This is a genomic window from Streptomyces sp. NPDC085944, assembly GCF_040686295.1.
Taxonomy (GTDB): domain Bacteria; phylum Actinomycetota; class Actinomycetes; order Streptomycetales; family Streptomycetaceae; genus Streptomyces; species Streptomyces salinarius.
Window position 1 is genome coordinate 370310 of record NZ_JBFBJX010000006.1, and the last position, 23750, is coordinate 394059.

Annotated in this window: 24 protein-coding genes; 4 read left to right on the forward strand and 20 right to left on the reverse strand. The window is 68.5% G+C overall.

Annotated elements, in window-relative coordinates; translation table 11 throughout:
• Positions 1-13: 13 nt before the first annotated feature.
• Positions 14-1594, reverse strand: a complete 1581-nt coding sequence (locus tag AB0P07_RS14890) for a type I restriction-modification system subunit M (protein ID WP_365550057.1) — start codon at positions 1592-1594, stop codon at positions 14-16.
• Between the two features lie 351 nt (positions 1595-1945).
• Between AB0P07_RS14890 and AB0P07_RS14895 the strand changes: the two genes are divergently transcribed.
• Positions 1946-2989, forward strand: coding sequence for a hypothetical protein (locus AB0P07_RS14895; RefSeq protein ID WP_365550061.1), 1044 nt, complete (start codon positions 1946-1948; stop codon positions 2987-2989).
• A gap of 116 nt (positions 2990-3105) precedes the next feature.
• On the opposite strand, the gene AB0P07_RS14900 is transcribed toward AB0P07_RS14895, so the two are convergent.
• Entirely contained in the window at positions 3106-3966 is an 861-nt protein-coding gene (locus AB0P07_RS14900; RefSeq protein ID WP_365550063.1) for a nucleotidyltransferase domain-containing protein, read from the reverse strand.
• Between the two features lie 162 nt (positions 3967-4128).
• Between AB0P07_RS14900 and AB0P07_RS14905 the strand changes: the two genes are divergently transcribed.
• The gene (locus tag AB0P07_RS14905; protein WP_365550066.1) at positions 4129-5469 is read left to right on the forward strand and encodes an IS701 family transposase; all 1341 of its coding nucleotides are present in this window, start codon (positions 4129-4131) and stop codon (positions 5467-5469) included.
• A 202-nt stretch (positions 5470-5671) separates the two neighbouring features.
• Here the strand turns inward: AB0P07_RS14905 and AB0P07_RS14910 are convergent, their stop codons facing one another.
• The 7 genes from AB0P07_RS14910 to AB0P07_RS14940 form a co-directional block, all read right to left on the reverse strand.
• The gene (locus AB0P07_RS14910) at positions 5672-6265 is read right to left on the reverse strand and encodes a DUF317 domain-containing protein (protein WP_365550334.1); all 594 of its coding nucleotides are present in this window, start codon (positions 6263-6265) and stop codon (positions 5672-5674) included.
• Between the two features lie 326 nt (positions 6266-6591).
• A complete protein-coding gene (locus tag AB0P07_RS14915) occupies positions 6592-6888 on the reverse strand; it encodes a hypothetical protein (RefSeq protein WP_365550068.1) in 297 nt (98 codons plus the stop codon).
• A gap of 35 nt (positions 6889-6923) precedes the next feature.
• Positions 6924-7124, reverse strand: coding sequence for a hypothetical protein (locus tag AB0P07_RS14920; protein ID WP_365550071.1), 201 nt, complete (start codon positions 7122-7124; stop codon positions 6924-6926).
• 50 nt (positions 7125-7174) lie between these two features.
• Positions 7175-7501, reverse strand: coding sequence for a hypothetical protein (locus AB0P07_RS14925; RefSeq protein WP_365550073.1), 327 nt, complete (start codon positions 7499-7501; stop codon positions 7175-7177).
• Between the two features lie 248 nt (positions 7502-7749).
• Positions 7750-8550, reverse strand: a complete 801-nt coding sequence (locus AB0P07_RS14930) for a hypothetical protein (protein WP_365550076.1) — start codon at positions 8548-8550, stop codon at positions 7750-7752.
• The gene (locus AB0P07_RS14935; protein WP_365550079.1) at positions 8534-8890 is read right to left on the reverse strand and encodes a hypothetical protein; all 357 of its coding nucleotides are present in this window, start codon (positions 8888-8890) and stop codon (positions 8534-8536) included. The genes AB0P07_RS14930 and AB0P07_RS14935 overlap by 17 nt, the downstream gene beginning before the upstream one ends.
• The gene (locus AB0P07_RS14940; protein ID WP_365550081.1) at positions 8887-9243 is read right to left on the reverse strand and encodes a hypothetical protein; all 357 of its coding nucleotides are present in this window, start codon (positions 9241-9243) and stop codon (positions 8887-8889) included. The genes AB0P07_RS14935 and AB0P07_RS14940 overlap by 4 nt, the downstream gene beginning before the upstream one ends.
• A 537-nt stretch (positions 9244-9780) precedes the next feature.
• Here AB0P07_RS14940 and AB0P07_RS14945 point away from each other — a divergent pair.
• Entirely contained in the window at positions 9781-9909 is a 129-nt protein-coding gene (locus tag AB0P07_RS14945) for a hypothetical protein (protein ID WP_365550083.1), read from the forward strand.
• Between the two features lie 240 nt (positions 9910-10149).
• Positions 10150-10452 carry a hypothetical protein gene (locus AB0P07_RS14950; protein ID WP_365550086.1) on the forward strand — a complete coding sequence of 101 codons (303 nt, stop codon included), beginning with the start codon at positions 10150-10152 and terminating at the stop codon, positions 10450-10452.
• A gap of 333 nt (positions 10453-10785) precedes the next feature.
• Here the strand turns inward: AB0P07_RS14950 and AB0P07_RS14955 are convergent, their stop codons facing one another.
• The 11 genes from AB0P07_RS14955 to AB0P07_RS15005 form a co-directional block, all read right to left on the reverse strand.
• Positions 10786-11202: a hypothetical protein gene (locus AB0P07_RS14955; RefSeq protein ID WP_365550089.1), complete on the reverse strand. Its 417-nt coding sequence runs from the start codon at positions 11200-11202 to the stop codon at positions 10786-10788.
• The gene (locus tag AB0P07_RS14960; protein ID WP_365550092.1) at positions 11199-13298 is read right to left on the reverse strand and encodes an integrase; all 2100 of its coding nucleotides are present in this window, start codon (positions 13296-13298) and stop codon (positions 11199-11201) included. The genes AB0P07_RS14955 and AB0P07_RS14960 overlap by 4 nt, the downstream gene beginning before the upstream one ends.
• Positions 13295-15037 (reverse strand): hypothetical protein, encoded by a 1743-nt coding sequence (locus AB0P07_RS14965; protein ID WP_365550094.1) that lies wholly within the window; start codon positions 15035-15037, stop codon positions 13295-13297. The genes AB0P07_RS14960 and AB0P07_RS14965 overlap by 4 nt, the downstream gene beginning before the upstream one ends.
• Positions 15034-16506, reverse strand: a complete 1473-nt coding sequence (locus AB0P07_RS14970) for an integrase (RefSeq protein WP_365550097.1) — start codon at positions 16504-16506, stop codon at positions 15034-15036. Before AB0P07_RS14970 ends, AB0P07_RS14965 begins: the two co-directional genes overlap by 4 nt.
• An 87-nt stretch (positions 16507-16593) precedes the next feature.
• Complete coding sequence (locus tag AB0P07_RS14975; RefSeq protein WP_365550100.1) at positions 16594-17370, reverse strand: hypothetical protein; 777 nt, start codon at positions 17368-17370, stop codon at positions 16594-16596.
• A 54-nt stretch (positions 17371-17424) separates the two neighbouring features.
• Positions 17425-18537 carry a DnaB-like helicase N-terminal domain-containing protein gene (locus tag AB0P07_RS14980; RefSeq protein ID WP_365550102.1) on the reverse strand — a complete coding sequence of 371 codons (1113 nt, stop codon included), beginning with the start codon at positions 18535-18537 and terminating at the stop codon, positions 17425-17427.
• A complete protein-coding gene (locus AB0P07_RS14985) occupies positions 18537-19808 on the reverse strand; it encodes a DNA cytosine methyltransferase (protein WP_365550105.1) in 1272 nt (423 codons plus the stop codon). Before AB0P07_RS14985 ends, AB0P07_RS14980 begins: the two co-directional genes overlap by 1 nt.
• Positions 19805-20662 carry a hypothetical protein gene (locus AB0P07_RS14990; RefSeq protein WP_365550337.1) on the reverse strand — a complete coding sequence of 286 codons (858 nt, stop codon included), beginning with the start codon at positions 20660-20662 and terminating at the stop codon, positions 19805-19807. Before AB0P07_RS14990 ends, AB0P07_RS14985 begins: the two co-directional genes overlap by 4 nt.
• A 149-nt stretch (positions 20663-20811) precedes the next feature.
• On the reverse strand, positions 20812-22341 hold the full coding sequence (locus AB0P07_RS14995; protein ID WP_365550107.1) for a hypothetical protein: 1530 nt from the start codon (positions 22339-22341) through the stop codon (positions 20812-20814).
• Positions 22338-22658, reverse strand: coding sequence for a helix-turn-helix transcriptional regulator (locus AB0P07_RS15000; protein ID WP_365550110.1), 321 nt, complete (start codon positions 22656-22658; stop codon positions 22338-22340). The genes AB0P07_RS14995 and AB0P07_RS15000 overlap by 4 nt, the downstream gene beginning before the upstream one ends.
• Entirely contained in the window at positions 22655-23731 is a 1077-nt protein-coding gene (locus AB0P07_RS15005; protein ID WP_365550113.1) for a tyrosine-type recombinase/integrase, read from the reverse strand. The genes AB0P07_RS15000 and AB0P07_RS15005 overlap by 4 nt, the downstream gene beginning before the upstream one ends.
• Positions 23732-23750 lie beyond the last annotated feature (19 nt).

The following is a 23750-nucleotide window of genomic DNA, read 5'->3' on the forward strand; positions in this document are numbered from 1 at the left end:
GTCGGAGAGGAGTTTAGACAGGCGCATTTCCCCCCGCTTCCAGCTCGGAAATGATCGCGTCGATCGACGTGCGCAGCTCCGCCTGCCGCGCAACGATGCGGGCGATCTCGGCGTTCAAGTCGACGATGTCGACCTCCGTGCGCGTGTCCTCCGACTCCACATAAGAGGACACAGCGATGTTGTAGTCGTTCGTCGCGATGTCCTCAATGCTGACGAGCGTGGTGAAGTGATCTTCCGGCTCACGCGTGGTGAACGCATTGAGGATCCTCGCCTGGTGCTCCTCGAGCAGCTTGTTCTTGTTGCCGACACGCTTGTACTCGGCTGAGGCGTCGATAAAGAGCACATCACTGGAGTTTTTCGACTTCTTCAGCACGAGGATGCACGTGGCGATCGTGGTTCCGAAGAACAGGTCGGCAGGCAACTGGATGACCGTGTCGACGTAGTTGTTGTCGATCAGGTACTTACGGATCTTCTTTTCCGCACCCCCGCGGTATAGCACCCCAGGGAACTCGACGATCGCGGCCGTGCCGTTGACGGCGAGCCAGCTGAGCATGTGCATCGTGAAGGCCAGGTCGGCCTTCGACTTCGGCGCCAGCACGCCAGCCGGCGCAAACCGCTCATCGTTGATCAGCAGCGGGTTCGCGTCACCTTCCCACCTGGTCGAGTACGGCGGGTTGGAGACGATCGCCTCGAACGGTTCATCATCCCAGTGCGACGGGTCGATGAGAGTGTCGCCGTGTGCGAGGTTGAAGTCGGAGTAGTTCACGTCGTGTAGGAACATATTGATCCGGGCAAGGTTGTACGTGGTCAGGTTGATCTCTTGACCGTAGAAACCCCGGCGGACATTGTTCTTGCCGAGCACCTTGTCGAATTTCAGCAGCAGCGAGCCCGACCCAACCGCCGGGTCATAGACCTTGTTAACCTGCTTCTTGCCGACGACTGTGATGCGCGCCAGCAGTTCCGAGACCTCCTGCGGCGTGTAGTACTCGCCACCGGACTTGCCCGCGTTGGCCGCGTACATCTGCATCAAGTATTCGTAGGCATCGCCGAACAGGTCGATCGAGTTGTCCTCAAACCGCCCCAGCGGCAGATCGCCGATGGCGTTGAGCAACTTCACGAGCTTCTGGTTGCGCTTGGCGACCGTTCCTCCGAGCTTGTTGCTGTTGACGTCAAGATCGTCAAACAGCCCCTTCAGATCGTCCTCGCTGTCGGTTCCCACCGCCGAGCCCTCGATGTTCTTGAAGACCCGAGCGAGCGTTTCGTTGAGGTTCTCGTCCCGCGCGGCGCGCTCGCGGACATTGGCGAACAGTTCCGACGGCAGAATGTAGAAGCCCTTCTCTGCCACCACCTCGTCACGAGCGAACTCGGCCTGCGCGTCGGGAAGCACCTTGTAGTCGAACGACTCATCTCCAGCTTCATGTTCGCCGCGGTTGATGTACGCCGTTAGGTTCTCGGAGATGAAGCGGTAGAAGAGCATGCCCAGCACGTAGGTCTTGAAATCCCAGCCGTCGACGCTGCCGCGCAGGTCGTTCGCGATACGCCAGATCGTCTTGTGCAGCTCTGTCCGCTGGCCTTCTTTGGTGGTCGGTGCCATGTTGCAGTTGTTCTCCTCCGCGCCACGGCGCGATCACGTTGCTTCGAAGTGTGCAGCCAGGGTACCGGCGGCGGCCCACGGTGGCTGTGTTCCGATCATGATGCGCTCTGGCGTCGGTGACCTTGCTGGTGGTAGGTGGTGGTGTCCAAGGCCCCAGTGTTTTCCTGAATCGCCCAGGTCTGGACCCAATGCCGCTAAGTTGGTGGCCGCTCGCGGTGGGGGTGGGCGGTAGAGTCCGGGCCGTGGCGCGTGCGGGACAGGTAGTGCCAGACGATCACCCGCCCGAACCGCACCTGGGTATCCCCGACCGGGTTTGTGAAGACCACCGGCGTGGCGGTGGATTACATCAGCTTGACCGGAGAGGTCCAGCGGGCCGTCGTCGACCCCACCTCGGAGGGATCCGCCGGCAAGGGCGACGGGTTCGTCACCGACCTGACCGAACTGGTCGCCGAGTTCCGCACCACCTTCGCCCGCATCGAAGACCTCCTCGCAGACGTGGACGGGCTGGATCTCACGGTCTACGGCTACGAGTCCGTGCGAACCATCAATGCCTTCCTGGACACCAACCCGGATGCCGCCGAGGTGTTCGCCAAGGACTACCGGCTCTTGGCCCGGCTGTACTCGCTCATCAACGCCGACAAGCGGGTCGCCAAGTATCAGGACGGCTTCGGGCTGTTCGGGTCCGTGTACACGACCCTGTTCAAGAAGTCTTCGGACGAGGAGAGGAAGGAACGGCTGGGCGAGTTGGGGCCGATGGTCCTGGAGATCATCAATGCCCACGTCCGCTCTTTCTCGGTGGCCGCCTCCCAGGAGGAAGCCCTCGTTCTGGACGCCCAGGGCATCGCCATCCTCAAGGAGCTGCTGGCCCTCGTCCGTCCCAAGCCCGGCAAGGACGACGGCGAGGACATGAGGCGGCCGTCTGCCGCGGAGATCCTGGACCACATCAAGGCCGCCCTTGAGGAGGGCGTTGAACCGAGGTCCGAGAAGTACACCGCCCTGGCAGAGCGGATCAGGCAGCTGCGGGACCGGATCACAGAACGCCCAGGACACCCTGGAGTTCCTGGCCGAAGCACTCCGGGTTGCCCGTGCCATCGTGAACGCCGAGAAGCACCCGGACGAAGCCGTCGTGCTGGACGACGACTACGTGGGTGTCCTGTCACGGATCATCCACGCCACGCGCCGCCCGGCCTCACCGTCACGGAGCAAAATCTGGCCGAGGAGATCGACCAGGTGGTCAAGCGCACCCTCGCCCAGTCGTGGGACAACGCTGAGGCCCTCAACCGCGGCGTCCGCCGCGCCACGGCCGCAGTATTCCGCCGGTACATGCTGAAGCCGGTGGGCGAACCGTACGGCTCCACCGTCGCCTACGTCGAAGCCCACTACCTCGTTGACTGACGAGTGCGTGGAGGCCCGGCAACCTGTGACGGTTGCCGGGCCTCGTCGCGCAGCTCGGGCCCGAGCTGTCCCCTGAGCGACGCCAATTTTCGTCGTCGTTCCGGCTGGCGGGGATGCTACGACGGGGGCAGGGCTGCGATGTTGCGCACGGTGATGTGGAGGGCGTGAAGCGGCTGCGTCCGTGTGGGGCGCACGACCTCCAGACTTTGTGCGCCCTCACGAAGCCGAAAGACGAGTTGGTCGAAGTGGTACCAGCCGAGGTTGATCCACAGGGCGTCGGCGCCGTACTGGTCGCGGCGGTGGTCGAGTGGCTGTCCCTGCACCCATACGGACGGCGGGGACATGCCGGAGTCCTCCGTATAGCGCACGGCGGCAGCGGCTGCGCGATGCAGTGGGCTGTCCGTCTTCCATCGGCGTCCCAGGGCGGCTACGGCGGCCGGGTCGGTGGGGTCGGCGGCCGTGAGGGCGATGCGGCTGATCTCGATCGCGCCGGTGTCGAGCAGTTCCACTAGCCGGACGCGTATGGGGAGGGGGATCCACCGGTCGAGTCCGTCGAACTGCTCGATCATGGCGTCGCGGGGCGCTCGGCCGGCGGCCGGGTCCGCCTTCATCGCCTGCAGCCGTTCTTCTGCGGTGGCGCGGGCGTCGCCGCGTTTCCACAGCAGTTGTGGCTCGGAGCCTTCGGGGAGGCGGTCGTTCTGGTTGAACTGGAATTGGAAGCCGCGCTTGCTGCCTTTGAGCGCGCGCTTCATGCCCGCCATGGGATCCCGCCCGTACATGAGGGCGCCGACGACGTGTTCGGTGAATTCGGTGTCGGTCCGGTGGACCACCGCCACGTCGAGGTCGCCTGGCTGCAGCGCGCCTCGGGCGTAGGAACCGAATACATAGACCTCGTCTACGAGATCGAGGGGGCGACTGCCTACGTCCAGATTGTCGAGCATCTCGTGGAGCATCTCCGTTGCCCGTTCACGTTTCACTTGGACTCCCTTGCCGCCCACGAGCACTGCTTGGACCTTAGGGGCCACAAGCTAAGGCGAGAGCGCTCTGCCACGGCAGTTGTAGTTCCGGCATCTGCGCCGGTCAGCAGCTTACGGGGCCCGGTGTGGGTATGGGTGCGGCCACCGTGATCATGAACGTTTGTGAGGACGTATCAAGACCAGGTGGCCGCGGAGGCCACGATAGCCCGGGCCGCGTGGGGCAGGCTGTTCGGGGCGGCGATGGACGCTATCGGGGGCTGCTTCGCCCGGCGTGAGACCCGTGCCACGGCGGCGGAGATGGTTGCCGGGCTGCTGGCGGAGGTGGACACGCGCAACTGCTGGACGCTGGCTGAGGCGCTGGGGCATCCAGGCCCGCACCGGCTGCAGCACCTCCTGTCACGGGCGAGGTTCGACCACGACCGGGCCCGGGAGGAGACCGTCCGCCTGATCGTGCGTGAACTCGCAGGTCAGGACGTCGTACTGGTCGCGGACGAGACCGGGGATGCGAAGTCCTCGACCGGCTGTGTCGGTGCCGGACGCCAGTACTCCGGCGCGATCAGGGGTGTCGGGCTGTGCCAGGTCGCCGTGCACCTGGCCGCGGTCACCGCGTCGGTGCGGGTGGTGATCGACCGGGCCCTGTATCTGCCGAAGGACTGGGCCGCGGACGAGGAACGCCGCGAAGTGGCCGGTGTCCCGGAGGAGATCATGTTCGCGACGAAGCTGCAGCAGACCGCCGCCATGGTCGCAGGCGCGCTTGAACTGGGTGTCCAGGCACGCTGGTTCGCCGGCGACGAGGTGTACTGCGGCCGCGAACTGCGCAGGGATCTGCGGGAACTCGGTCTCGGCTACGCGGTCGGCGTGTCCCACACCTACACCGTCACCGACGGAGCCGGCCGCAGGTGGAAGGCCCACCAGATGATCAACAAGGTGCTGCCGCACCAGTGGATGCGCATGCGGACCGGACACGGCACCAAGGGCACCCGCGAGTACGACTGGGCCTGGCTCGGCATCCGCGCGGACGACACCCCCGACGGACACGCGGACCACGGCACCAGCGTCCTGGTCGCCCGCCGGCACCGGTACACCGGCGAGATCTCCTTCTTCCGCTGCTGGTCGCCCGCACCTGTCACCCTCGCCCAGCTGGTGGAAGTGATCTGCCGACGGTGGCGGATCGAGGAGACCTTCCAACTCGGCAAGAGCTTCACCGGCCTGGACGAAGGTCAGGTGACCTGCTGGAACTCCTGGATGCGCTGGTCGCTGTTCTGCCTTGTCGCATCCGCCGTCCTCGCCCTGACCACCGCCGCCGCGACCACGACAGAGCCTGCCGGCCCAGCCCGGCTCGTCCGGCTGACCTGCCCCGAACTCGTGCGGGTCCTACGGGCGTTCGTCCTGAAACCACCAGTCCGGGACGCGGAACACCTCCTGCACTGGATGGCCTGGCGCCGCCACCACCAGGCCACCGCACAAGCCTGCCACCAGCGCCGACACACCCTCCAAGATTAGCCATGACCAGAACTACAGCTGCCGTGTCTGCAGAGTGAATCCACGAGCCCCCTCGCGCTGGGTTGCCGAGGGCGGGGCCTCATCGGCATTCAGCGAGTGTAGGCCCCCGTGAAAGGGACAGACGCGGTACGGTGCGAGTGTGGCCCTGCGGCATCCCCCGTCCGCAGGGCCACACTGCTGTTCGCGTGCGTGAGTGTGCTGGTCAGCGGCTTCGGCTCGCCTGAGGTCTGGCGACGGTCGTCGCGATGGCCGGTGCGGTAGCGGTGGGACGCGGAGGCTGCCGCTGGACGCTGGGGCTGAACCGCCGCGTGCCGGTGCCGTGCGCGAGTTCCTCGGCCAGGTCGGCGATCATGGGGGCGGGCGCGTAGGGGGAGGCGTGGATCGTCCAGGTGGGCTGGTCAATGGTGGGGCCGGCCCAGATGGTCCAGGTGACGAGGCTGCTGTTCGGTTGCTGGGCGGCGAAGGCGTCGAACTGGACACCGGCATCTTGGGAGGCGTTCGTCCAGCGGAGCCAGCGTCCGTCCACGGTGTGTTTCCATCCGGCGTCAGCGAGGGGTTTCGTGGCGGCGGTGACGGTCTTCTCGTCAACGGGGCTCCCCAGGGCGGTGTCCCATCCGTCACCGTCGGCGAGGTGGTTCAGCAGAGCCTGGAGGATGGGGGCGGGGGCAGTGCCCGTGGTGGTCAGGTGCCACATGCGGTCGGAAACCGGCGTCTCGTACGCGGCCACGGTCCAGGCGGTCTCGCGGGGGTGGGCTTCGTGGACCCGCTCGATGCGCAGGGTCTGCGATTCGTGGATGGCGTGGGTGGTCTCGTCTGACCAGGTGCGTTCCCTGTCAAGTTCAGCAAGTTGAAGTCGAGCGGATAATCTGACGTGCGAGTGGGCCGCCGGAGTGCAGGTGTCGCGAGGTCAGGAATGGTTGGCGGCTGCCCGGCGTTCGTGCCAGCGCCGGCGTAGCCAGTCTCCGGATTCTCCGACCGCGACCAGCAGTGCAGCCGAGGCGGCGCAGCGTGGGAGGCTGGTGGATTGGCCGGTGGCGTGGCTGAGCAGCCAGAGGATGAGCGTGAGCGCGGCCCACCAAAGGCTGACTGATCTGATCTCGCGTTGCCAGCGCGTTCCCCTCGTCATGACGCGGCGTTCGCAGTGCGGAGTGCCGCGATGGCCGCGACGGCGCACCCGGTCACGGCCACGGTGCCCGCGGTCGCGGTGGCGGCCAAGGTGGTTGCCGGTGAGGCTCCGGCCAGACGCGGGATCGCGTTGAGGGATGCGACAGCGTACAGGGCAAGGACGGGCCAGCCGCTGGTTCGCGTCGAAGTGAGCCAGGTTCGTAGGTGCTCCGGTGTGCGGCCGGTGATCATGGCAAGGCCGGCGGGGAGCAGGGTGAGGGAGAAGAGGGCGAGGCCGATCCAGTGCCAGGCCATGGCGGCGGGGGTCTCCTGCGTGGTGCGGGGTCGGGTCAGGTGCGGCGGGCGGCGACGGTCATGACAAGGCCGGTGACGAGCGCGGCAAGCCCAATGATCAGGACGGGGAATCCAGGGCCGGGCAGGACGTACATGAATGCGCCGGCCAGGGTGAGCGGGGCTCCGGCGGCGGCCAGGATGAGTCCGGTGCGGCGTTCCGACATTGTGTTCCTCATGGCGGGCTTGGTGGTGGTCATGGGCGGGGTGTGCGGTGGTGGATCGGGCGGGCGTTGAGTGCCCCGAGGTTCTACTGTCCGGATCGCTGCTCGTTACGACGCTGCCGACGACCAGCCGTGCGCTGGCCCACCGCGATCACGAGGATGCCGGCCACCATGAATACGCTGCCGACCAAAGTTCCCCACTGCCGGGTGCCGAGGTCCTTGGTCATCAGTCCGAAGGCCACCTGACAGCACAGTGAGACGGCAACGACCAACTGGCCCCAGCCGTATGGCTGCGGGCGACGGACGTGTTTCCGGTTCGTGGGAAGCACCCATCCGCGGGTGAGTGCCGCGATACCCGAAGCGGCAATGAGCAACGCCACCAGAATGGCGGGTATGCCGAGGTAGAGCCTCATGTTCCATCCTTACAAGCCGGACTCATGCCGGACATCCGCGTGATGATGACACCTCTTGGGGTGCCCGTCCATCGGCCTCTTTCCGAGCGGCGTGGACCGGGAGGGGCGCTGACGAGCGAGCTGCTGGGCTGCACCAACGCGAACCTGATCAAGATAATCACGCACCGGCCGAGTACGGCTGCAGGGGCGCCGCGGCGAGAGGGCGGGCCGCCGGGCTCGGGGGCAGGTGCTTTCACGGTGGGGACCCGTCAGGACGTGTGCAGGGGTGGCCGGGCATGCCGTCCGGTACGGCGTTGCTGTTGCCGTTGCACGATCCATCGGACGAGCGGCAGCAGGACCAGCCACACCACCAGCATGACCGGCACGCCCGTGAAGAGGCCCACACCCGCGGCCGGGAGTACACACAGGGCTGCTCCGGCCGCTTCCTTGCCCCTGGTCACGAGTCCAGCGGGCAGCTCTCGCACGACGTGACGCCGGGCCCGGACCAGGGCCATGGCTCCCGCGTACAGGCTGTAAGCGCCGCCGCAGATCACCGCCAGCGCGAGCGCGCACACGAAGACCGGCTCGCCCTCCGGGGTATCGGCGGTCTCCTGGAAGACCTTGCCCTGTCGTACTTCGGGCGCGTAGTCCCGCCACAGGGTGACCGTCACGTGGTCCCCTGGACGCAGGCGCTTGAGCAGTGGCTCGGAGTCGCCCATGTCGATGCTCCGGGGCACCTGCGCCGGGCCGTTCAGGTAGAGCGTGTACTCCGACGACTTGTTCTGTTCCTTGATCACCGTACGGGTCACGGTCGCCTCGAACGAGCGCAGGCAGTCGTCCTGGGGAGAGAACACGGCGGTGCAGGAGGTCGCGGTTTCGAACGCCTTCTCGTCCTCGACCAGGCTCGGCACGATGGCCAGCCCCGCGGCACCGGCGAGGAGCATCACGACACCGAGCAGCGCCGCGCACAGCCCCCACACGCGACGCCAGACAGTACGCCGCCGCACGGTTCCCGGCTCCGGAGGCAGGCTCATGCGGTGGCCCAGGAACGGGTCACCGTGCGGCGGCATGACGGTGCTCCCTCACCCGTCCCACCAGGGTGAGCACTGCTACGGAGACGGTCGTCGCTGCCCCTGTGGCCAGCGCGTCCGCAACGTACCGGCCCAGTTCGGGCCGCAAGCTGTCGACGAGCGCGAACAGCACGGTAGCCCCCACAATGCCGGCCGTGACCCCTGCCGGCCAGGAACGGTGACGCGCCCAGAACCACTGCACGAGCCCGGCGCCGATAAGCGGAGCAACAGACAGCCGCGGCTCGTCAAGGGCCGCGCTCGCGGCGTACCCCAGGACGCTGACCGCCCAGCAGATCGCGGCGACCAGCGCAGCCTCACTCCAGGAAACGGACTGTCTCACGCCCGCCGCCCGCCTTTCGCACTTCGGGCCCGGTGGCGCTGCCACCCCCGGGCGACAAGGGCCGTTACGATCGAGCCGACCACGAGCGGTCCGGCGACCCAGCGGATCACATCCGCCGGCCGGCCCGGCTTCCCGCCGGTCATCAAGGTGACCGTCTCGATGGCGAGGGAGATCCCCAGCAGGACAAAGCCGAGTCCCCAGGCCCGGACTCCCCACACGGGCCCCTGGATGGGCTCCGGTGGTCGGCGGGGCCGGAGCAGGGCCCGACATCCCAGCCACACGCAGCCCAGTCCCACGGCCACCACGAGCACGTCCATGGCCCTGTCGAACACCTCGGCCACGGTCCCGAGCATCTGCCCCTCCCTTCACCTGCCAGTTCCTGCGGGCCTCGGAACAGCAGGTCCGCCCCCGGCTTGTCATGATGGCTGACCTGACTCCGCCGCTCATCCACCGGGCACGGCAGACGACCTGCCTGGCTGCTTTCCGGTACCCGGCAATGTGCAAAGACGACTCTCGCCTCGTGCCCCTTCGGACAGCGTTGTCTTCCGGCCGCGGGAGCATCTGGGGATCGCGCTGCTCGTGGACGTCCGCGAACAGCATCTGCGCCGGCCAGTTGACGGCTGGCAGCTGATGATCCGGCCGAGGGCCGGAGCATCAGCTGCTATATCCTGCCGCAGCGGCGAGCTGACCTTCGCGAGCAGGGTCGTGTACGCCCGGGGACACCCCAGGGGCCTGGCCTTGCCGGTACAGGCTCTACTCCCCAAGGGGGCCCGACTTGGCCCCACATGCACCGTGCTTCAGCTGGAACCGCAGGAATCTTACGATCCGACCTCACAAGAAGGAGTAGACGAATGCCCGGAAGACGCTTTTGGGGACTCATCGTCCTGTCCGTGACTGTTGTCTTCTGCGCCATCGGCTACTACCTCAACGACTACAGCCCGAGCGGTTCATGGGGCCTCGCGGGCCTGGCCTGTGGCCTGATCACGGTCCTCGCGATCAATAGGCTCCAGAACAAGTAGGGAAACCGCCGTGCTGCCGCCCACAGTTCCCAGTTGGTTCGCGGCGCTGCCGGTCGGGACGGGCACGGTGCTGCTTCCCGAGGCGATCTTGAACCCCGGACGCACAAGCGGCAGCCAAGCACGGACACTGCCGGGCCGCGGCGATCGCGCACGGCGTCGGTGTCGGTGCCGAGGAGGATGGCGGCATCCGGGCAGTGGCCCGGCCGAGGGGCAGCTCATCAGCTGCCATATCCTTCCGCCGTGGCGAACTGGAAGCGTTCCTTTGTCGATGCGTTCTGGATCTGGGATCAGGTCCTGGGCGGGCAACGGCGTCCGACCCGGATCCAGAAGTGGGTGGCCCGGCGCCCCATCGGTGCCGGTCTCTGCGCGGGAGTGCCCTTTACGCTCCTCTGCTTGACGCTGTCGCGTGAGGAGGAGCCCGACGACCTCCTGTTCGCTGCGTTCGCGGGGTGTGCCATGGGAGTGATCTTCGGTCTCACGGCCGTCGCGGAACGGCTCCGGCAGCGCAGGCTCAAGCGCCTGGGCATATGGGACGGATCCTGAGCAGGGCCCGGCGCGGCCTGCTCGGAAGACGCGGGAGGGCAGAGGAGAGCAGGGCAGTGTCACGAAACCCCAGGGGCGAGTTCTTCGACGGCCCGGGCTGGATGTGCTTGAGCATCCTGTTCTACGGGTGGACGGCAGCCAGCAGCGGCACCGCGCCCTGGCTGAGGGTTATCGCCGCGCTGGGGTTCGCGGTCTGGGTGACGTTGCTCGCCAGGCACCTTCTGCGACGTGCCCGTGCCCGCACATCGTCTGAGCCGCCGGATGGGCCAGCGGCCCCGCCTTCAACCAGTTGAGCTGGCAGAACCTAGGTCCCAGGGGCTTCTGGCCCTGGAGTCACGTCCTGGGACGGGGCCGCATGGGCAAAATACGAACGCCTGGTCCAGGCGCGCTCAGTTGCTCGCGCAGCCGACGGTTGTCCACCTCGGACACATGGAGCGCCGCGATCAGGGCCTCGACATCGGCCCGTAGCTGCTTGATCTCCTCCGCGTCTGCCGCTCGAAGCTCCTTGAGCTTGACGATCTGCCTGCGGAGCCGCATTTCCCCTTCGGGGGTGCCTCCCCGAGCGCGGACCTTCGCGTAGAAGTCGTTCTTCAGATCGAGGTGCCGTTGTGTGAGGGCGTTGCGGGGCACTCCGGCTTCCGTGGCCAGGGCGACGATGGTGAGCGCTCCGTTCGATTGCTCTGGTGTCCCGGCGAGGATGCGGTCCATGGCGGCCCGGATGCGGTCGCGTTCGTCGGGTGCCGGGCTCATGCTGTGGTCTCCTCCTGGTCGGCGATGCGGGTGCCGTGGTGCTGAGCTGCGAGGCTGCGCAGGCTTTCGGCGCGCTGGCGAAGGCGGTCGGCGAGCGGGCCCGGGACCAGCTCGGAGGCTGACTGTTTCTCCAGGTCCTCGGCCCGGGCGGTGAGCTGGGCGGCGTGCTGGTCGGTGCGTGCGATGTTCGCGCAGGCGGGAACGCAGCGGTCCAAGGTGGGCGTGTCCCTGGTGTCGAGGCGGTGACAGAGGGCCTTGTCGCGGTTGTAGACGCACATCAGGAAGGCGTGCGGGTTGTCGTGGACGGCCAGGCTGGGGTTGCGCAGGATGGCCTTGGCCTGACGGGCACTGCGGATCGAGCCGGCGAACATCGGCGCCTGGGCGGCGGCGTGGATCGCCCGCCGGGCAGCCGGCCCGGAGATGCCGACGCCTGCGGAGAGATCCTCGTGGAGGGCGGCGAGAGTGTCGGCGGTGGCGCGGGCAGTCTCGATGTCGAGGAGGTCGTGGATGCCGTCGCGGCTTCGCGCCGCGTAGCCGGCGCTGACTGCGGTACGCATGTGGCCGTACTGGATGGCCAGGGCGACGAGCCCGCCGGGACGGCGGGCGATGTGCCAGGCCAGCGTGCGGCGGAACCGCTCGGTGCCGATGGCGCCGTGCGGGTCGTCGGGTACCACTTCGTGGGGGCGGCCCAGGCGGACTGCCAGTGCGGAGGCCCAGGAGATGAAGTCCTCGATCCGCCGGTTCATCGTGGGTCGGTTCAGCGCCGCGTGATAGGTGCGGTGGTGCGGGAAGTCGTGGGCGGTTGCGCCGAAGAGCAGGCTGTCAGCCGGCACCATCCGTTCCAGGACGCGGATGGCGCGCATGGCCGACGGGATGGCGACCCAGGGAACCTCACGCATCTGGCCGCGGGAGAGGTGATTGCCGTCCTCGTCCCGGGCAGTCTTGAAGACGTGCCCGTAGATCAGCGGACGTCCGGCGCCCGGATCGGGGCAACAGCCAGTTCGCAGGCTGAGCGTCTCCCCGGGACGCTGTCCGGTGAGGTAGGACAGGACGATGAAGCAGGCCGTGCCCAGATGGCGCATCAGGCTGCCGGCTTCGGTGAAGTCGATCGTTTCAGCCCAGGGGCGGCCGTCGATGCGGCCACATATCGGCGTGGGCAGAGACGCCGGGCCGGGGTTCCGGTCCCGGTAGCGGGCCCATTTCGGCTCCTGGATCCGGCGGGTGACCTGGGCCGGAGTGGCTCCGATGAGGCCGGAGATGTAGGTGCCGGCGGCGACCAGCCGGCCGGGCTGGCGGATCGTGGGCAGCGGAGCCCCGCGGGCGGCGAGATCGTTGAGGTAGGCGTCCAGCGCCGCCCGGCTCCTGGGCGAGGCACGGGTGTGCTGGGCCTGGGTGTGGAGGCGGCGGTTCTCCGCCCAGGCGGCGAGGATGTCGGGGGCGAAGTCCTCGACCATGCGCAGGGCCCAGATCAGCAGGGGCCCCATGGTGGCGGGGGTGATCGGTTCGGTGACGTTCTCTCCGCCGCTAGTTGCGGGCGGGAGATAGTCGTCGATGCCCTCGTGGCTCCAGGGTGGTTCGCAGATGCCGATGGGGTGGGCACTGCACGTGTCGAAGGCCCAGAGCCGGATCAGGGCGATGAGGTGGTACTGAACGCTGTTGCGGGTCAGGCCGCCTTCGCGTACCAGCTCACCTGCGTAGTCGCGGTACAACTCGGGGGTGCAGGCCGCCAGCGTCGGGACGGACCGGTCGGTCAGCCAACGGGAGAATCCGGCCCAGATGCGGCAAGTCATGTAAATGGCTCCGGGGCTCTGGCGGGTGCGCCAGGCCGGGTGCCGTCCGATGAGGAGCTTCTCCGGCAGCTCCGTGTTGATCATCTGGTAGGTGATGAACCGCAGCTCGGGCTGCATGACCTGGGGAAAGGAATCCCAGTGGATGCGGCGGCGGGGGGCGCTGGGGTTGGCGATCAGCGGGTCCAGCGGCCAGACGGGCGCGTCGTATCGGGCGATGGGGCCGGTGTACTCGGCGACGACGCGGTCGGGCTGGATGACCGGCGTCTGCGAGGACGGCGCGAGAGGGATGGTCAGGGGGAGGGTCACAGGTCGTAATGTCCGTTCAGCAGTTGCTCGATGGCCTCGCGGTCGGCGTGCGTGACCCGGGCAAGGGCCTCGCGCCAGACGGGCGGACCGAGCCGGTTCTTCAGGTCCTCCAGGCGTGCGTGGGCGTCGCCCCAGTCGGCTGACCAGACCTCGGGTGCCAGGACGGCCCGCAGATTCTCGATGCCCTGGTGGAGGTGGGCGAGACGGGGGTGGTGGGCCGGAGTGACACGCGCGTTCGGGCAGGCAGTACAGAGCAGGAACGAGGCCCGACAGCCGGTGGCGCTGCCCGTGAAGGGGCTGTGGTGGTAGTCGGTGCAGGCCGCGGTGATGGTCTCACGGTCCCTGGGCCCGGCCGTATCGCTGAGCCGGGCCCGCAGCGTGCGGTGAGCCTGGTCGACGGCGTCGGTGATGCCGTCAGCGATCACCTCCGCGGCGGCCTGCTGGGCCTGGGGCTCGAGCAGCACGTAGACGCTGTCGTGGGTGTCCTGGGTGTTCTGCCCGGGCTCGCGCCGGTGCAGGACGTTCACCGTCTTCCGAAGGCGCCGCATGGGCGATCCGGACAACCCGACCTGCTGTCCCCAGAGGTGCGGGGCGGTGTGGTGCAGACCGACTCCGATCACGCCGACCCGGACTTCGTCGTCACGCCTGCCCTGATAGGGCCTGTTCGTGCGCCAGAGCAGCAGCCGGTCCAGCTCCGGAGCCTGTTCGGCCACCAGAGCGCGGGCATGGGCGGTGGCCTCCAAAGCCAGGGTGACCAGGCGTCCAGGTGAGTCGGCGCCGAAGTCGGTGATGTTCCTGGTCTCGAAGTGCCGGCCGGTGCCTCGACGGCGCTTTTCCAGCTCGATACGGTAGACTGGGAAGCCGCCCTCGCCCGAGTCGGGGGTGGCGCGAGGAACAGGCAGCTCAGACACGGTGGTGGCGTTCAACCCGTGATCGGCCACCAACAAGACGGCCAGAGCGACCGCCTCCATGCGGTTCAGGAAGAGCCGTTCCCAGGTGGCTGCGGCGTTGTCACCGCCCATCGCGCGCAGATAGCGCGAAACGATCCTGGTGCGGCTTCCGTCGGATCCGACGTACCGAGGAACCTCGCCAGTCCGGGCCAGGCAGTCCAGAGCCTCCCCGACGAGCCACTGCTCCGTGCCCGGCTCCAGGGCGCCAGCCCGCCAGCGGTGCAGCAGCTCCGTGTTCTCACGAATACGCAGGCAAGCGGCGCGAAACATCCGCTGTGCAGCGAGGCGGAGCTGCCGATATTCATCCGGAGAGAAGGCGGCTTCGGCCTTGCTCACTTGGAACACTCGCTTGGCCATCGCCTCCCGGACGTCCTGGGGCAGGCGCGGATCCGGCCGTAAGAACGCGGCCATCGTCAAGATCTGCCTCCTGCCAGAGGAAGTTCGAGGACGGCTGATCCGCCAGGCGTTCCAGACCGCCACCGTCAGCTCATCGACGTCCTGGGGCGGCTCATCCCGCCCGGCGAGGAACCGGGCAAAGACCCTCAGTTCCTTCCACGTCGACCGGCTTGAGGTAAGGGAGTTCCAGCCGCCACCGGGTGCGCAACGGGCCGCGAACAGAGCGGCCCAGGAATACTGCATCGCCGGCGCCACGGGCAGAGCAGTGAAGTCGTAGTCGGCCACCGCGCCCTTCGCGCTGCGGTGACGGACGACGAGGCTGCCCGGCTCGCGGACCACAGGGCGGTGGTGCGGCGCATCGGGCAGCGCGGCCGAGCGTCCCCGCCGGCTCACGCGACCTCCATCCGCTCGTCCAGATCCTGAATGCCCTCGCTCTCACGGGCAATCCGTGCGAACACCGAGGTCATCCTCTCCTGCGACAACCCGGCGACGCCGGCCAGATCCCCACTTGGCTCGGCGAGCAGCGAGCGCAGCTGCAGATCCGCGACAGGCGCGAGATAGATCCGCCGTGTGGTCTCCAGGTCCGCGTGTCCGAGCAGGTCCTGCACCATCCGCCACGGATCTCCGTAGAGCAGCCGGAAGTCCCGACGCTCCTCTGCGGTCAGCCCCATCCGCTGGTCGATCAGGTAGTTGAGGACCACCAGCATGTAGAGCGCGAAGCTGTGCCGGGCCATGTGCGGCGTCGCGAACGGCGGCTCGGCCATGACGTCCGCCAGCACCGTCTCGCACCGATGCGAGGCCGTGCGGAAGACGTTCTCCCACGACGCCGGACGAAACGGCAGCCCGGACTCGTTCAGCCACAGCCACAACGGCTCAGGCCCCTGGGGCCCTTCCGTGAAGTACGTCATCCGCTCGGCGACCGTTGCCTCGCCCAGCGGGGTCTGACCCACGACACCGTCCTGGTCGCGCCAGTGCAGCACCCTTCGTAGCTGGCCGCTCTGGTGCGTCACCAGCCGCCACTCGGAAAGCCGCTCGTAGCGGCCCCGGGCCTGAGCACGGCGTACCACATCCGCCCGCGTCGACTCCACGTAGCCTTCAACTTCGCCCAGCGCCACCGCCGAGGCGTAGAACGTGCGGGCCTTCTTCGTCTTGGTCACCGCCCGCGCGAGCCGGCCACCGTAGTAGCGGCCTCCTTCCAGCCGTGTGCGGGGCACCTCGAACAACAGCAGCGAGGCCGCCTCGGTCAGGCGCATCCCCGATGACAGCAGCAGCCCCGCATAGGCGGCGTTGCGGTCTTCAAGGCGCCCCACCCACCCGGGATCCGGCCTGCCATCGGCGGTGTGGCCGCGCAGGCCGACGTCCAACCACAGCCGGAAGGCCCGAGGCGTCAGCCAGCGGACGTTACTGGCCCTCGCGTGCTTCGCACGAGCAGCTGGCACCGCCACGGCCTCGCCGTTGCGACCGATCACCGACCGCGTCTCGACCGGGTTCACCGCGATGTACCCGCGGTCCACGACCCACCCATAGAGCCTGCTTAGCGCGGCCAGACCACGGTTCCACCGGGCGCCGCCTACCTTGCGAGGGTTGCGTGGAGATCGAGTCCGCCAGTCTTCAAAGTCCCACAAGTCATCAGCGGTCGCTTCGTTCCAGTTCTTGCCCCGGCCCCACAGGAAATCGAAGAACATGCAGTAGTCGCCGGTGTAATTCCGCTTCGACTCGTGTTCAAGACGTGAGAAGGACGATCGGCACAGGTACAGGCTCAGAACCCCGTCGACCCGGTAGTCCGGCGACAGCAGAATCGGATCCCCAGGGTGAATGCCGAACCGCTCTTCCCGCTCGGCCAGGTCATCCCAGCCTGTCAAGATCGGTATTCGATCCGTCACCACCCGGGTCTTGGGCACCCAGTACGTACGCCAGCCTGGCACAGAACCACCCCTGTTGGATCAGCTTCAACACGCCGATTCAACAGGGAAGCTGCTCCACTTCTCCCAGGCTCCGTGCGACTCGAGGAAGTCGTTCAGAAGGGCCTCGTGGCCCTCGGCCCCGGCCGCTTCGGTCTCAGCAGGCCCCGCCGTGGTCGTGGGCGGCTGGACGTTGGCCTCGGGTTCGGGATCCGGCGGGGTGCGTGCCTGCTCCGCCTCGCGTTCGGTGTCTGTGGCGGGGGCGGGGCCGGGGCGTACGGCGTCGCCGTAGAGGCGTTCGAACTCGGCGATGGCAGCGAGGGGGCCGCCGTACTGGCCGGCTTCCACACGGAGGTGGTTCTCGCCGTGGAGGTGGACGCTCGGTCCGTCGCGGTAGGTGCCCACGGCGACGGTGGTCCAGCCGTCGTGGGCGTGCGCGTGGATGATCAGGCGGCCGGACCGTATGTCGTCGTAGATCTTCTGGGCGTCACCTGAGACCTCGCGGATCTCTTCGCGCGTGCACCAGTGCATGGGGTAGTTGGCCCAGGTCCACTCGGTGGTGATCTCTTCACGTAGCCGGGGCGTGATGTCCACGGCGACGCCTTCGGCGCGCAGGGCGTGTGCGGCTTGGTCGGCGTAGTGCGGTTCCTCGCGGTCGATGCGGGCCATGACCATCGTGGTGTCGTCGAGGGGCTCGAACCCGTGGAGGGCGAGCAGCGCCCGCACGGTGTGGGTGGCAGTGCCCGTAACGGTGGCGCTGACGGCGCTGGGGCGGCCGTCGAGCAGGTCGAGCCGGATGTGCGGGTCTGCTTCGGGGTGCGGCAATCGGTTCTCGTTTCACGGCTGTGGCCGGTGCGGGGGCCGGCCGGAGCGGATGGGTCAGCGGAGTGTGCGGGCGCTGGATGCGGTGGCGCGTGGCGGGCCGGCCCGTGGGGCGGCCGGGCTGCGCGGTGCGCGCGTAGTGGGTGGCGCGGGGCTGGTGCTGCGATGCCAGCGGGTGCGCAGGGCGGTGAGGTCGGCCAAGGCGCGGCGACTGCCGGTGATCAGCTGGTGTGGGGTGTTGACCGGGTCCTGTGCGTAGACGGTGATGCGCGTTCCGACGTCGAAGGCGCGAGCGAGCAGAGCGCGTTGAAGCACTCGCTCACCCCAGTATTCGGGCGAGCCGACGGGCACGGAGACCAGGTCGATGAGATCACGGGGCTCGAGCCCGTCTGCGAGGAGTCCGCGGTGCTGGGCCTCCCACAGCACCGTCACGGAGTCCACGGGCTGTCCGTTGTGGACCAGGGTGGTCAGGCACTGCCAGAGGGCGGCGTGCAGGGGCAGCGTGAAGTCGTCGGGCTGCAGCCAACGCATGTCCTTCAGCTCCGCGGGGTGCGCCGTGGCGGTGGACAGCAGGAGGCGTTCCTCGTCGACCGCGTCCTCGCCGTGGTGTCCCGCCCGGGGAGCCGGTGTCACGGTGCGCGGCAGGGAGCCGGGGTGTGAGGCGAACTGTCCGGCGAGCCTTTCGAGGAACTGGCCGAGCGTGTCGGCCTGGGTCAGGGTGGCGGCCACCGGGTTGGGCAGGGTGCTGTCGGTCGCGGTCTGGGCGAGGCGTTCGGCGTGCATGAGCAACGTGCGTCGAGCGTGATCGGCTCGGACTATCCGTGCGTACGCCGGCGCGTGCTCCGGCCATGGGCAGACCTGGATGAGGGTGTGGAGATAGGAGGCGGTGAGGCCGGGAGCGTGGGGGCGTGCCGCTTCGAGTACGGCGTTCAGCCAGGCAGGGCTGGAGCGGTGCGTGTCCGGTTCGGGCGGCGGCAGCTCGCGCATGGCCTTCCAGAGAGCACCGTGGCCATGGTTGCTGAAGTGGGCGGAGTCCAGGGCTTCGATGTCGTCGAGTCGGTCGGGTTCCAGGAGGAGGGCGCCGAGCAGGGACTGCTCGGCGTAGTGCACAGGCTGCGGCGTTTGCACGATGTCGAGGTCGTCCTCGTACGGGACGGGTCGGTGGGGCATCAGGCGGCCAGGGTGAAGTCGTCGGGGTGAAGGGTCTTGCCCAGGTGCGGGGCCAGAAGGTGGGCGGCGAGCCGGGGCGGGACGGCGTTACCGATCTGGCCGAAGACCTGGCCCTTGTTGCCGGCCCAGGGGTAGTCGGCGGGGAACGTCTGCAAAACCCCGGCCTCTTCGGCCGTGATCCGGATGGACCCCGGTGCAGGCTGCTCCTCGCGCGTGTCGGTGATGTCGCCGGAGGGCGCGGCAACCCAGACGCATTCGTTCGCGCGGTGACCGAAGAAGAGGGTGCCAGCGGGCTCCTGGACGGAGCGGACGGTCGCGTTGGACTGGTTGTTACTGCGCAACGACCACGACCACCGGTGCGCCTCCCCGGTGAACGTCGGCGCGGGAGCGTGGGCCGGCCGGTCCTCTCTCGCGCCGTGGCGCTTCGTCCAGCCCGCTCCTTCGCGGCGGGACTGCAGGATCACGCCGGTCTGAGGCTTCCAGGTGCCGCGCTCGCGTGCGTCGCTGAGCGTCTTGCGCGATCCGGAGGGGAAGGGTTCGGGTCCGCCTCCCGGCCCGCCGCCGGCACACACGGTCGGCACGGGGCGGTCGGTGGCGCCCCAGCCGAGGGCCTCGGCCATGGACACCCACTTCTGCCGGCCCGGCCCGAACAGCGACTCCGGCTCGGCGACCTTGGCGTGGGTGGGCGCGGGGGGCTCGGCGGTGCGCGTGCGTGAGGCGAGCAGGATCGCCCGCCTCCTGGTCTGCGGCACCCCGTAGTCGGCGGCGTTCAGGATGCCGGTCCACACCGAGAAGCCCCAGCTGCGCAGGATCGCGGCGTACTGGCGCCACAGCGGCAGGACGTCGGGGACCTCTTCCATCGCGATCCACTCGGGCTGGCCGTGCTGGTTGAGGGCGTGGAGGTAGCGCATGGGTTCGGCGGCCAGCAGGGAGCGCTCGTCCTGGCAGGCGGCCAGCAGCTGTGTGCGAGTGTCGCGGCCGTCGGCGAGGTCGGCGACGGCCTGGTGGACCAGGGGCTGGTCGAGGAGCCCGAGGCGTTTGCCGGCCATCGACCACGCCTGGCAGGGCGGGCTGGCGATGAGGCCGGTCGTCTTCCCGAGGAAGGGCCGCACCGGGTACATCGCCACGTCGGTGCGGATGGTCAACTGCCCCGCCGCGGCACGGGTCTTGCACGCCCAATCGTCCCATTCCAGGCCGATGTCGCGGACGCCGAGGACGGTCAGGGCGTGGCTCCAGCCGCCGGGCCCGGCGAACAGGTCGAGCACGATCACGTGGCCAGCCCGAAGTCGTCGCGGGAGGGGGCGTCGGCGTCGCCCCGGCAGGCCCAGGGCGAGCATCCGTCGGTGACCCCGTCCTCCAGCTCGGTGGCGTCCTCGGCACTGCCCAGTTCTTGCTGCAGAGCGGCCCACTCGGCCGCGGTGACGTGATCGATGGGCGCCTCGGACAGGGGCACGCGGGAGCGGTGCAGGAAGGCTTGGCCGAGCAGGCGGTTGCCGCTGGCGTTGGCACGCGCGTTGCCCTGGCGGATGGCGGCATCGAAGGCGACGACGTCCGCCCATTCCTCGGGCGAGTTGTCGCGGATCTGGCGCCACTGCGCGTTGCCGTGGAACGGGCATCCCAAGCAGCTGCTCTTGGGGGTGTCGGCGAGGCCCAGCGACGACAGGTAGCGGACGCAGTCGGCGCGCGACCAGCCCATGTCGATGAGCGGGTGCCGGTTGCGCATGTACTTCACGTCCGCGTCCTTGGCGCGGTGGAACTCGTCGGTGGAGATGCCGACCCACTGCTCGACGAACACCTCCCGCGGGATGCGTGCGGGGTAGGGGTAGCCGAGGAGTGCTCTGACCTGCTTCTTTATCGGTTTGATCTTGTACTCGCCGGTGCACTGCCGACGGGTCATCCCGGCCTTGCCGTCCTGGTTGAGTATGTATAGCGGCATGGAGGCGAACCGGTGATCCGGGTCGAGGGCGTCGTCGCGGATGTTGCCGGTGGACACGCGCAGGACGGGGATGCCGGCTGGGGCGGCGATCTCGCGTTCCAGCCGGTCGAGGTGCGCGTACACCGAGCGGGGTTCCCACCCGGTGTCGGCGACTCCGCCGAAAGTTCGCGATTTCTGAAGGTGCTTCATGGCGAACTTGCGGGTGGGGTTGCCGGAGATCCGGGAGTGGGGGCGCGAGTTCGTGGGATTGAGGGCAGGGGGGTGCATGTGTGGGGCCTGTCGATCGGGGTAAGGGAGGCGGACGTCTGTCGACTGGTGGGTGTCGGCGGAGATCCGGGTTACTGGTTCTGTTCGAGTGCGGACTCGAGGAACGCCTTGGCGGCGTTGGCGTAGCGGATGGCAGCGCGTTCGCTGATGCCGAAGACGGCGGCCAGGTGGAGGGCGTCGGGGCCACGGGTGAGGGCCTCTTCGAGCTGGCGGTCCATCCGGATCCGGTTGAGCGTCACGCCGGTCTCGCGGAATTGATCACTGAGCCAGTGGAAGCTGACGGGCTTCTCGTTCTGGGCGGTGTGCTCGGAGATGATCAGGTGGGGGTTGATGGTGTGGGGCCATCGCCGGTGCCGGTGGAGCAGGTACTGGGTGATGACCTGCGCGGTTAGCTCGTCGAGCCGACGAGGGTGGCCGCCGATGGTGATCCTGCGGTCGGCCAATCCGGCTTCGTCGATGAGCAGTTCGCGCAAGGCCGTGGGGCGGGCGGCATGGACGGCGGTGAGCGCGAGGATGACCCGGCGCAACGGGGTGGTGGCGTGGCTGACGAGGGCTTCGAGCTGTTCCGGGCGGAGCGGTGTCGGCAGGCCGACGGCGACTCGCCCGGTATTGATGCGGGTGGTGGGGTCATGGAAGAGGCGCCCGGCGCGCTTGTGGAACTGGAAGATCGATCGGAGCGCGACGAGGGCTCGCTTGCGTTTCAGGCCGGTCAGCCCGGCGGCGACGTCCTTGATGTCCTGGCGGGTGACCTCGCGCAGGTGCTGGTAGCGCGTGGACCAGTCGATCAGGGTCGGGAGGGCGGCGTCGAGATAGTTGCGGATGGTGTCGGTGGATCGCTGCTGGGTGCGGGCGCCGCCGTCGCGCAGAGTGGTGGCCCAGAGCTCGATCTCCTCGGCGAGGATGGGGGTGAGGAGGGCGAGTTTGCGCTGGAGCCAGGCATCGAAGGTGGGGACGCGGTCGTCGTGGAGGATGCCGAGCAGGTCGAGGACCTCGGCGGTGTGCGCGACGTTGTGGCCGAGCTGGTCGATCGGGACGATGTCGGAGTAGGCGATGGTGTCGCCGGGCGCGTGTCCGGAGAGCAGGACCAGGAGACCGTCGTTGATCTCGCGGACGATCCACCATGCCCAGCCGCGGGCCTCGGCGAGCCGGTGGGCGGTGTCTCGGGCCTCGATCAGTGTGGGGTTGTCCGGGTTCGCGTGCCGGTCCCGGCTGAAACGGAGGTAGTCGGGACGGGCAGGGAAGAGAGCGAGTTGTCCCGGCATCTGCCAGGTCACCGGGGCCGGTCGAAGGACGGGCGGTTTGCGGGGCCGTCCGCGGGCGCGACGCGGGCCGAGCGGGAAGACGAGGAACAGCTGCCAGGCGACCAGATCGACGTCGGGCATGGCCGAGCGGATCACCATGCGCCCGAGCTGTCGCAGGGCTTGGCGGTGGCAGAGTCGGCAGTGGCCGTGCTTGAGCGGAACCGTGCGGTGGCATCCGGCGCACTTCTCGCGGTCCCAGACCCGCCAGCCGACGCACTCAGGACACATTCGGCTGAAGGCGAGCACGCCCCAGGCCAGGCAGTAGCGGCATCTGTCCACGGAGCCGGGCGGGGTGGTCATGCGGGCGGCAGGGACCGGCCTCGTGGCGCCCGCGGTGTGACACGTTGGCTCTCCCCGACGGCCCGCTGCGGCTCTTCCTCCGACGCCGGTGCCGTGACGGCGTCCGGCTCAGGGATCAGCAGCTCGTCGATGCCGCAGCCGAGCACGGCGCAGATCACGTCCAGGTCCGCGAGCTTGACGCTGATCGGCTGTCCGGACCAGAGCCCGGACATCTTGCCGGCCGAGATCACCAGGCCCCGTTCGGCGAGCATCCGCTGAAGCTCGCTGGCCTTCCAGATCCCGCGGTTGGCTGCGGCCAGCCGGAGATTCCACCTCATCGTGCGAGTCCCTTCAGACGGGCGGCGGCCCGGTCCTGACCTGCGATCCACGCGTCCTCGACGTGAGTGTGCAGCACGTGGACGTACCGCATCGTGGTGGCCACCCACCAGTGGCCGAGCAGCTCCTGGATGGCCAGCAGGTCCATGCCGTGCCGGTAGAGCTGAGAAGCGCAGAAGTGCCGCAGGACATGCGGGGTGAGCCGGCCTGACCAGGAGGGCAGGTGACAGCCGCCGGCCTCGGCCAGGCCGCGGCGCAGGGAGTCGGCGCCGACACGGGTGGCGGAGCCGTCGGCATGGTGACGTTCGGTGGCGAACAGCGGTGCACCGGGACGGGTGTGGTCCGCGTCGAAGTAACCCCACACATCCTCGATGTACCAGCGCAGCAGCCGGTCCGCTCCGTTGATCAGCGGGACCACCCGCTGGCGCGGGCCGGAGCCCTGGGCGCCCTTGCCGAAGCGGACGTGGAGCTTGCCGAAGTGGCCCAGCTCCCAGCGGACATCATCCAGGTCCAGACGGCGGACCTCGTTGATGCGCAGGCCCACCAGTGAGATCAGCTTCGCAGCGGTGTAGTTGCGTGCCGCCGGGGCGAATTTCCGGCAGGCCGCAAGGTCGTCGCGCCAGCCCGTGAAGAGCATCTCGACTTCGGGACCGGTGGGTGGGATGCGCAGGCCGATCTCCCCGCGTCCGCGCGGGCGGTTCATCTCGTCGAGCGGACATGTGATCACCGTGCCGGTCATCGCATGCAGCTCGGCGCGGAAACGCAGCTCCAGGAAGTCGAAGAACGTCGACAGGGACTGGGCGTATGCCAGCCGGGTGCCCTGCGAGGCGGACCGCACCGTGCCACCGAAGTACGTGTCCGCGTCGGCGGGCTGCATCTCCCAGAGCGGGCGCCCGAACCAGCTGCGGATCTGTTCCAGGTGGGACATGTCGCCGCGGATCGTGCCGTCGGTCAACCCGGCGGAGGCCCGCGCCAGGACGAAGCCCGCGAGCACGTCGGTCTCGAACGCCTCCAGCTCCTCCGGGCTCGCTGGACGCCGTGCCGTGCTGAGGTCCCGTACGACTGCCAGCGCCACGCTTCCTCCCCGCACGCTC